Source organism: Streptomyces sp. SID14478 (assembly GCF_010548525.1).
Taxonomy (GTDB): domain Bacteria; phylum Actinomycetota; class Actinomycetes; order Streptomycetales; family Streptomycetaceae; genus Streptomyces.
In genome coordinates this window covers 1-9,801 of record NZ_JAAGMG010000303.1, presented here as the reverse complement: position 1 = coordinate 9,801, position 9,801 = coordinate 1, and the positions used below count along the sequence as shown (strand labels likewise).

Annotated in this window: 6 protein-coding genes; 5 read left to right on the top strand and 1 reads right to left on the bottom strand. The window is 70.0% G+C overall.

Annotated features, from left to right (window positions below; all coding sequences use genetic code 11):
- Nucleotides 1–236: 236 nt before the first annotated feature.
- A complete protein-coding gene (locus G3I40_RS10375) occupies nt 237–2,195 on the bottom strand; it encodes an acyl-CoA dehydrogenase (protein ID WP_164301867.1) in 1,959 nt (652 codons plus the stop codon).
- A 187-nt stretch (nt 2,196–2,382) separates the two neighbouring features.
- On the opposite strand from G3I40_RS10375, the gene G3I40_RS10370 reads away from it, so the two are divergent.
- The 5 genes from G3I40_RS10370 to G3I40_RS10350 all read left to right on the top strand — a co-directional run.
- The gene (locus G3I40_RS10370) at nt 2,383–4,059 is read left to right on the top strand and encodes an APC family permease (protein ID WP_239091652.1); all 1,677 of its coding nucleotides are present in this window, start codon (nt 2,383–2,385) and stop codon (nt 4,057–4,059) included.
- A gap of 531 nt (nt 4,060–4,590) precedes the next feature.
- Nucleotides 4,591–6,069, top strand: coding sequence for a sugar transferase (locus G3I40_RS10365; RefSeq protein ID WP_164301866.1), 1,479 nt, complete (start codon nt 4,591–4,593; stop codon nt 6,067–6,069).
- Nucleotides 6,070–6,142: 73 nt separating this feature from the next.
- Complete coding sequence (locus tag G3I40_RS10360) at nt 6,143–7,456, top strand: nucleotide sugar dehydrogenase (protein WP_164301865.1); 1,314 nt, start codon at nt 6,143–6,145, stop codon at nt 7,454–7,456.
- Nucleotides 7,446–8,690 carry a glycosyltransferase family 4 protein gene (locus G3I40_RS10355; RefSeq protein WP_164301864.1) on the top strand — a complete coding sequence of 415 codons (1,245 nt, stop codon included), beginning with the start codon at nt 7,446–7,448 and terminating at the stop codon, nt 8,688–8,690. The genes G3I40_RS10360 and G3I40_RS10355 overlap by 11 nt, the downstream gene beginning before the upstream one ends.
- Nucleotides 8,687–9,801 (top strand): Wzz/FepE/Etk N-terminal domain-containing protein (locus tag G3I40_RS10350; RefSeq protein WP_164301863.1); only part of this gene is annotated, 1,115 nt, incomplete at its 3' end. The genes G3I40_RS10355 and G3I40_RS10350, both read left to right, overlap by 4 nt.

Here is a 9,801-nt window from a genome sequence, read left to right as displayed (position 1 = left end):
GGCCGCGAGCGCGGCGGCGCCCGCGGCCCCCGCGGTGAGGAGCGCGCGTCGGTCCGGGGGGCGCCTCCCGGATTGCGTGCTGTCGGTTCGGGCGCCTGTCCGCACGTGGCCTCCCTGCTGCCGCCTGCGCGGCCGCACGTCATGATCGTGGTCAGTGGACGACTTGCCGTGGGAGCGCCGGGCGAAACGTGCACGGGCGCGGTGGGGTGAGTGGGGGAGGCGGCCCGGAGCCGCGCTCACCCGACCAGGTCGGGCGAGCGCAGCATCGCCGGCGGAATGTCCCAGGCGTCCACGAGGTCGACCGCGAGCGGGCGGACCTTGCGGCACAGGTCGTTCACCTCGCGGCTGATCGCCTTGGAGCGCTGCACGGTGAGCCGGCCGTGCTCCATGAACCAGGCACGGTCCGCCTCGATCGTGGACAGGGCGAACAGGTCGCACAGGAGCCCCAGCGCCACCTTGTTGTCCCCGTCGGGCAGGTGCCGCACCTTGTCGACGAACGCCTCCAGCACCAGCCGCTCGACGTGCGCGTGGGCCACGGCGATGACGTGGTCCTGCACCTCGGAGAAGACGACCCCCGGGTGGGTCTTGCCGTCCATCCCGCGCTTGAGGCGGCGTGCCACGCCGGCGAGCATGTGCTCCTCGCGGAAGCGGACCATGGCGAGGTGGTACTCCGCGTCGAGGAGGCCCGCCTCCTGGTCCCACTCGTCGCCGCCGGGCAGCAGGTCGCGCACGCGCTCCAGCAGTTTGTGGGCCGACGTCTTCTCGATGACCGTCTCGACGGCGAGGTTCGTGACGTACCGGACCATGCCGAGCTGGTCCATGTTCTCGAACTCGCTCGCGTAGTGGGTGAGCAGGCCCTTGGCGACCAGCTGGAGCAGGACGTGGTTGTCGCCCTCGAACGTCGCGAAGACGTCGCTGTCGGCCTTGAGCGCGGCGAACCGGTTGACCGCGAGATAGCCGGCGCCCCCGCACGCCTCGCGGCACTCCTGGATCGTCCGCGTCGCGTGCCAGGTGCCGAGCGCCTTGGTGCCTGCGGCCCGCGACTCCAGTTCGCGCCGGGCACGTTCGTCGTCCTCGATCCCCGAGAAGACCTCGTGCAGCTGCGTGCGCACGACGTCCTGCGCGAAGTGCAGCGCGTAGGTGCGGGCGAGGAGCGGGAGCAGTCGGCGCTGGTGCATGCCGTAGTCGAGGAGTACCTGCTCCTCGGTGTCGGACGCCGCCTGGAACTGCCGGCGACGCACGGAGTACTTGAGGGCGATCGCCAGCGCGACCTTGGCGGCGTTGATGGCGCCGCCGCCGACGCTGACCCGCCCCTGTACGAGCGTGCCGAGCATGGTGAAGAAGCGGCGGTCGGGGTTGGCGATCGGGCTGCGGTAGACGCCCTCGGGCGTGACGTCGGCGAACCGGTTGAGCAGTGCCTGCCGGGGCACGCGGACACCGTCGAAGCGGATCCGGCCGTTGTCCACGCCGTTGAGGCCCATCTTGCGGCCGTCGTCCTCGATCCCGACACCGGGCGCCGTCTCGCCGTCGACACGGATCGGCACGACGAACGCGTGCACCCCCTCGCGCTCGCCCGCCACCTCCAACTGGGCGAATACCACCGCCAGTTCGGCGTGCCGGGCCGCGTTGCCGATGTAGTCCTTGCGCGCCAGGTCCGTGGTCGTGGTGAGGACGAACTCCTGGCTGTCGGCGTCGTAGCGGGCCACGGTGCCGAGCGCCTGGACGTTCGAGCCGTGCCCGGTCTCGGTCATCGCGAAGCAGCCCATCAGCTTCCCGGTGATCAGGTCCGGGAGGTAGGCCTCGTGGTGGTGTTCCGTGCCCAGGTGCAGGATCGCGCCACCGAAGAGGCCGAACTGCACGCCGACCTTCACCAGCACCGACAGATCGCCGAAGGCGAGCGTCTCGAACGCGGCGATGGACGCACCGATGTCGCCGCCACCGCCGTACTCCTTCGGGAACCCCATGCCGGTCTGCCCCGTCGCCGCCATCTCGACGACGATGTCGCGCACCCGCTCGCGGAACTCGTCGAAGCCGAGCTGCTCGGCCTCCTCCAGAACGCCCGCGTACGTCGTCAGATTGGTGCGTACGAGGCGGCGGATCTCGGCGTACTCGCCGTCGAGCAGCCGGGTGAGCGCGGGGACGTCGATCGTGGGCTGTGCGTAGCCGCTCGGGGAAGTGGCGCTGTCGGTGACCATGTCGCCCTGCTACCCGGCCCGGGGACGATCAAAGCCGTGGTGTGGTCCATCCAGCGGCGGGCACTGGGTAAAGGATCCATGAACTTTCATGGTGCATGGATCATGTTCCGTCGGGAAGTCGGCGCCCAGCGACAAAGGTAGCGAGCCCTTGACGGGGCGGGCCGCGGACTCAGGGACGGGTGTGGTGATGGCTACGAACACGGAGACTTCAGGGACGATTCCGGAGCGGCAACGACCGGCGCTGCGCAGGGACATGGGGCGAGTCAGCCTGCTGTTCGCCGGTGTGGGTTCGATCATCGGGTCCGGCTGGCTCTTCGGCGCGCTGAACGCGGCGAAGATTGCCGGGCCCGCATCCGTTTTCTCGTGGGCGATAGCCGCGGTGATGATTCTCCTCATCGGGCTCTGTTTCTCCGAATTGGGAACCATGTTTCCCCTCTCCGGCGGAGTCGTGCGTTTTCCGCACCTCTCCTTCGGGTCCTTCGCCAGTTACTCGATGGGCTGGATCACCTGGATCGCGGCGGCGACAGTGGCTCCGATCGAGGTCGAGGGCGCTTTGCAGTACGCCACGAAATGGGCGCACTTCACCGACTTCCACGAGTCCAACGGCGCCTACACGCTGACGACGCTCGGCTATGGGACCGCGGTGGTCGCGATGGCGTTCTTCGTGCTGCTGAACTACTACGGCATCCGCTGGTTCGCGCGCGTCAACAATGTCCTCGTCTGGTGGAAACTGTTCGCCATCGCGCTGGTGATCGTGGCCTTCGCGGTGACCGCGTTCCACGGCCACAACCTCGTCGCCAAGGAGTACGGAGGCTTCGCCCCCGGCGGCGCCAAGGGCATCTTCACCGCCATCTCCACCGCCGGAATCACCTTCTCCTTCCTGGGATTCCGGCAGGGGGTCGAGCTCGCGGGGGAGACGAGCAATCCGCGGCGCAACGTCCCCTTCGCCGTCATCGGGTCCGTGCTGCTCACCGGCGTCATCTACATACTGCTCGAACTGGCCTTCCTCGGCGCGGTTCCCCAAGGCGACCTCCAGCATTCGCACGGCTGGCTCAACCTGTCCTTCGCCAATGACTTCGGGCCGCTCGCCGCGATCTCCAGCGCCATCGGCCTGGGCTGGCTGGCGTACATCCTCTACGTCGACGCGGTCATCTCGCCGGCCGACACCGGGTTGATCTACACCACCGTCACGGCCCGCATCTCCTACGCGATGGCCCGCAACCGCAACGCTCCCGCGAGCCTCGCGAAGACCACCCGCAAGGGCGCCCCGCTGGTGAGTCTGATCGTGACGTTCGTCCTCGGGCTCATCGTGTTCCTGCCCTTCCCGAGCTGGCAGGAACTGGTCGGGTTCATCACCTCGGCCACCGTCCTGTCCTTCGGCTCCGGGCCTCTGGTGCTGGCCGTGATGCGCCGTCAGATACCGGAGTACGAGCGCCCGTACCGGATTCCCGGCGGCGACGTCATCCCGTTCCTCGGGCTCTACTCGGCGAACCTGATCGTGTACTGGGCCGGCTGGAACACCAACTACAAGCTCTTCCTCACCATCCTCATCGGCTTCGTGGTCCTCGCCGTCCTCCAGGTCCTGGACAACGGCCGCGCCCCGCGCATGGACTGGCGGTCCGGCGCGAGTTGGGTCCTGCCGTGGCTGATCGGCCTCGCCCTGATCAGCTGGGCCGGCGACTACGACGGCGGCCGGGGGTGGATCGGCCTCGGGTGGGGCTTCGTCGTGAACCTCGCGCTGACCGCGCTGGTCTACCTGATCGCGCTGCGCGTGCGGCTGCCGCGCGAGCGGGTGCTGGAGAACATCGAGGGGGCCGTGGAGGAATCCCGCGTCGAGGAAGCGGAGTTGGGGCGGACTCCCTGACTCCGGGAGGCGACACAAAACACGGTGACCCCCGGCGAGCCCGGGGGACACCCGTCCTCACAGGTCACACGGCACGTTGTCGTCATCAGGCCACACGCGGGCGTGGCTGATCCGCATACCCTGCCGCAAATCTTGAGCACAAATTACACACATCCCTCTCTCCAGCAGGGGCTCGATGGTCTAGATTGACCGTGCTTCACATGCTGGGACACGACGCGACAAATAATGATCTATGGGAACGGTGCTGTGGATAGCGCCGCATTGCCGCTCCCGGGCCAGTTGTGGAGTGATCCATTCCTGGAGTTCGGGAACGGCCCTCGGGTGCGGGGAGCACACGAGGCTCAGGAGCAGTAGCGCTGCAACAACCGGAATGCCGGACGCGAGGGGCGAGGGCACCCGGGGGAGGAACAGCGCGGCGCGGGAGGCGGGGGCCTCCCGGGGGAGGAACTGTGCGGGGGGCGGGGGCCTCCCGGGGGGAGGGACAGCAGTGCTGGGCTGCCACGTCGTACCACTGGGGACCGGGGGGGTTCTGTGCGGCAGGGGGGATTAGTCGGCCCGTTTCCGTCGGCGCGCGGGCGTCTGACGAGCGGGGCATTCAGTCAACCGGCGACCGACTGGGAACAGCGGTACCGCCGGACTGTGATCATCAGCGATACCGTGGCCACCGCCTTGGTGGTGGCGGGCATCGGCAACTTCTTCGGGGTCCGCGACGCGGCCAACTGGCATGAGAAATGGGGAATTCTCGCCTTCGGCACCGAACTCCTCGTGCTGGGCGCGCTCACCGTCAGCAGGGCATGGGCACCGGCCGTGCTCGGCCAGGGCGCCGAGGAATTCCGTCGGCTGGGACGCTCGCTGTTCACGGCGACCGTCGTCCTGGCGCTCGGCGGCATCGCCCTGACCTCGCGCAACATCAAGCTCTGGATCTTCGTGGCGATACCGGCGATCGCGCTCGTCACCATGACCGAGCGGTATCTGCTCCGCCTCTGGCTGCACAAGCAGCGCAAGGCGGGACAGTGCCTCAGACCGGTGCTCGCCGCCGGGAGCGTGGCCACCGTGGGCGACCTGATCAACCGGACCCGCAAGTTCCCGCACCTCGGCTGGCGCGTCGAGGCGGTGTGCACGACGGACGGTCGCGGACCCGACGGTGACCACCTGGACGGCGTCCCCGTGGTCGGCCGGCTCATGGACGTGGCCCACCACATCCACCGCGACGGCTACCGGGTCCTGGCCGTCACACCGGACCCGCACTGGTCGCCGGACCGCCTGCAGCGGCTGGCCTGGAACCTGGAGGGCAGCGACGCCGAGATGGTCGTGGCGCCGGTGCTCATGGAAGTGGCAGGACCGCGGCTGCACGTCGACGCGGTGCTCGGGATCCCCCTGCTGCGGGTCAGCATGCCGACCTTCACCGGCGGCCGCCGGGCGATCAAGGGGGTCGTCGACCGGACGGGCGCGGCGCTCCTGCTGCTGCTGTTCGCACCGCTGATGGTGTGCGTCGGACTGCTCGTGCTGGCGGAGAGCCGCGGCGGGGCGTTCTACCGCCAGCGCAGGGTCGGCAAGGACGGCCGGGAGTTCACCATCCTCAAGTTCCGCACCATGGTCGCCGGCGCCCACGGGGCGCGGGCCGGCCTGAGCGAGCGCAACGAGGGCGCCGGCCTGCTGTTCAAACTCCGCCGGGACCCCCGGGTGACCCGGGTGGGAGCGGTGCTGCGCCGCTACTCGATCGACGAACTCCCGCAGCTGTTCAACGTACTTACCGGGTCGATGTCGCTCGTCGGCCCGCGGCCTCCGCTGCCGGAGGAGTCCGCCGCCTACGGCCCGGACATACGGCGGCGGCTGCTCGTCAAGCCCGGGCTCACCGGCCTGTGGCAGATCAGCGGGCGCAGCGACCTGCCGTGGGAGGAGGCCGTCCGCCTCGACCTGCGCTACGTGGAGGACTGGTCGCTCGCCCTCGACACGGTGATCTTGTGGAAGACCCTGCGGGCGGTGCTCCAGGGACAGGGGGCGTACTGATGCGCGGGGCGCGTCGTTCGGTCGACGCACGGACCGCAGGCCCAAGGGGCCTGCTTGGGGGGAGGAACCGGACATGAGAGTCAGCGTCTTGGGGCTCGGCTACGTGGGCTGCGTGTCGGCCGCGTGCCTGGCGAGCCAGGGGCACGAGGTCATCGGCGTGGACGTGAACCAGGCGAAGGTCGACCTGGTCAACGAGGGCAAGGCCCCGGTGGTCGAGGAGCGGATCGGCGAGCTCACCGCCGAGGTCGTGCGGACCGGTGCCCTGCGCGCCACCGTCGACGTCGGCGAAGCGGTCCTGGGCAGCGAGGTCTCGCTGGTCTGCGTGGGTACGCCCTCGGAGCCCAACGGCAGCCTGTGCACCACGTACTTGGAGCGCGTCGCGGAGCAGATCGGCGCCGCGCTGGCCGAGAAGGACGGGCGGCACACCGTCGTGTTCCGCAGCACCATGCTGCCGGGCACCTGCATGAACCTGCTGGTCCCGATCCTGGAGAAGTACGCCGGCACCGCCGGGGTGGACTTCGGGGTCGCGGTCAACCCGGAGTTCCTGCGCGAGGGCACGAGCGTGCGGGACTTCTTCGACCCGCCCAAGACCGTCATCGGCGAACTCGACCCGGCGAGCGGCGAGACCGTGGCGGCGCTGTACGACGGCCTGCCCGGCGAGGTGTTCCGGGTGCCGGTGCCGACCGCCGAGGCGATCAAGTACGCGGACAACGCGTTCCACGGCCTCAAGATCGGCTTCGCCAACGAACTCGGCGCGGTGTGCCAGGCGCTCGGGGTCGACTCGCACCAGGTGATGGACGTCTTCCTGGCCGACCGCAAGCTGAACATCAGCCCCGCCTACCTGCGGCCCGGCTTCGCCTTCGGCGGCTCCTGCCTGCCCAAGGACCTGCGCAGCCTGGTCCACGCCGCGCAGCGGGCCGACATCGCGGTGCCCATCCTCGCGAACGTACTGACCTCCAACACCGCACATCTGCAACGCGCGGTGGAACTCGTCGAGCGCACCGGCAAGCGCCGGGTCGGCCTGTTCGGGCTCTCCTTCAAGCCCGGCACCGACGACCTGCGCGAGAGCCCGCTCGTCGAACTGGCGGAGCGGCTCTTCGGCAAGGGGTACGACCTGAAGATCTACGACGCCAACGTGAGCCTGTCCCGGCTGATGGGCGCGAACCGCGAGTACATCGAGAACCGGCTGCCGCACCTCGCCCAGCTGCTCGCCGACTCCGTCGACGAGGTGCTGGAGCACGCCGAGGTGTGCCTGGTCGGCACCAGGGACCCGGCAGTGCTGTCGGCGCTGCCCCACGGCGAGGCCCCGGTGCTCGTCGACCTCATCCGCCTTCCCGACGCCGAGGCGCGCCGAACCGAATCGGGGTACGTGGGCCTTGCTTGGTGACACGACGTTCCCTGACACACCCGGTGGCGACCGGCCGCGGCGGCGCGCGCTGATCCTGGTGGAGAACCTGTCGGTGCCGTTCGACCGGCGGGTCTGGCAGGAGTGCACGACGCTGCGCGACGCGGGCTGGGACGTGCACGTCATCTGTCCCCGGGGCACCAAGCGGGACACGGAGCCGGAAGCCGTGATCGACGGGGTGCGGATCCACCGCTACCCGTTGCGCGCGGCCACCGGAGGTCCGGCCGGCTACCTGCAGGAGTACGGGTCGGCCCTGTGGCACACGGCCCGCCTCGTCCGCAAGGTCGGCCCGGTCCACGTCGTCCACGCCTGCAACCCGCCCGATCTGCTGTTCCTCGCGGCACGGTGGCTGAAGCGGCGCGGCGCGCGGTTCGTCTTCGACCAGCACGACCTGGTGCCCGAGCTGTACCTCTCCCGGTTCGGCCGCGGCAAGGACCTGCTCTACCGCGCCGTGTGCGCGCTGGAGCGGCGCACCTACCGGGCCGCGGACGTCGTGCTCGCCACGAACGAGAGCTACCGGGACGTCGCGATACGCCGCGGCGGGCAGCGGCCCGAGGACGTGTTCGTGGTGCGCAGCGCGCCGGCCGTCGAGCGGTTCCAACCGGTGCCGCCTGAACCGGAGTTGAAGCACGGCAAACCCCATCTGCTGTGCTACCTGGGCGTCATGGGCCCGCAGGACGGCGTCGACTACGCCCTGCGCGCACTGGCGAAACTGCGCGACGAAGAGGGACGGACCGACTGGCACGCGGTGTTCGTCGGCTCCGGCGACGCCTTCGACGCGATGGTCGCACTCTCCCGGGAGCTCGGGCTCGACGACCAGGTCGAGTTCACCGGGCGCATCCCGGACGCCGACCTGGTGCGCTACCTGTCCACCGCCGACGTGTGCCTGTCCCCGGACCCGCACAATCCGCTCAACGACGTGTCGACCATGAACAAGGTCCTGGAGTACATGGCCATGGGCCGTCCCATCGTCTCGTTCGACCTGCGGGAGGCACGCGTCTCCGCCGGGGACGCGGCCCTGTACGCGCCCGCCAACGACGAGGCCGCGTTCGCCAAGCTGATCACGCTGCTCCTCGACGACCCGCAGAAGCGGGCCCGGATGGGCGAGATCGGTCAGGAGCGGATCACCGGAGAACTTTCCTGGAGCAACTCGCAGGCGTCGCTGCTCGCCGCCTACGCGGTCGCCTGCCGGGCGCGGGGGAGGCGGCACCCTTGAGCGAGGACACGATCCGCCTGGTCACGATCGGACGGATTCTGCGCCGGCGGTGGCGACTGCTCGCCGTCCTCACCGTGCTGGGCGCGCTCGTCGGCTACGGCACCTCCCTGGTGTTCCCGCCGCGGTACACGGCGTCGGTGTCCGTGCTGCTGCCCGGGCAGTGGGAAGAGCGCGAACTGCTGACCCAGGTGGACATCGCGACCAGTTCGTCGGTGGTGGACCGTGCGGCCGCCGAGCTCGGCTGGCGGGACGTGAGCAGCGCCGAACTGCGCGACCGGGTGACCGCCAAGGCCGCCGACGGGAACATCGTCACGATCTCGGGCACGTCCGACACCCCGCGGCGCGCGCAACAGCTCTCCGACCAGGTTGCCAAGCAGTTCGTCAGCTTCGCCGCGCAGATCGCCGGCGGCAGCACGGACGCGACCACGGGGCTCGTGACCCTGCGCAAGCAGGTGGAGGAGACCAACCGCCGCATCTCCGCACTGGCCGAGTCCGCCGATCCGGGACAGACCGTCGAGAGCGTGCAGGCACGCACCGCTCTGGAGAAGTTGAGCACCTCGCTGGAAGAAGCCATGACGAAGCTGGACCAGGCCGACCCGACGAACAACAAGTCCGGCATGGTCGTCATGGGATCGGCGGCCCGCCCGACCGGCGAGGCACCGCCGACGCGGATGCAGCTCGTGGTCGCCGGGGCGCTGCTGTTCTTCCTGTTCGCCGTCGTCGGTCATCTCGTCGCCGCCCGGGTGAACCGCCGCCCGCGCACCGAACAGGAGATCGCCGCGGCGCTCGGCTCGACGCTGCTCGGCACCGTCGACGTACTGGGTGACCGGCGCACGCCCCGGCCGCAGGACAGCGGCCCGCGCGCCCGCGCCCGGCGACTGCTCGGCACCGACATCCGATGGGACGTACCGCCGCCGCTGCGCTCCGGCGACGAGGCGGGCAGACGGATCCGCTACCGCCGGGTCTGCGCGCGCCTGCGCGATCCGCTCCTGTCGCCGCGGCGGCTGTTGCTGGTCGTCCCGGCCGGCGACGAGATCGCCCGCCGGGCCGCGGCGCAGCTCGTCGCGGAGGCCCAGAGCGATCTGCAACTGCGTCCGGTGGAGGTCTCGGT

Excerpts from the sequence above, each read along its gene's own strand:
- G3I40_RS10375 (WP_164301867.1), bottom strand. The coding sequence starts at position 2,195 with ATGGTCACCGACAGCGCCACTTCCCCGAGCGGCTACGCACAGCCCACG.
- G3I40_RS10370 (WP_239091652.1), top strand. The coding sequence starts at position 2,383 with ATGGCTACGAACACGGAGACTTCAGGGACGATTCCGGAGCGGCAACGA.
- G3I40_RS10360 (WP_164301865.1), top strand. The coding sequence starts at position 6,143 with ATGAGAGTCAGCGTCTTGGGGCTCGGCTACGTGGGCTGCGTGTCGGCC.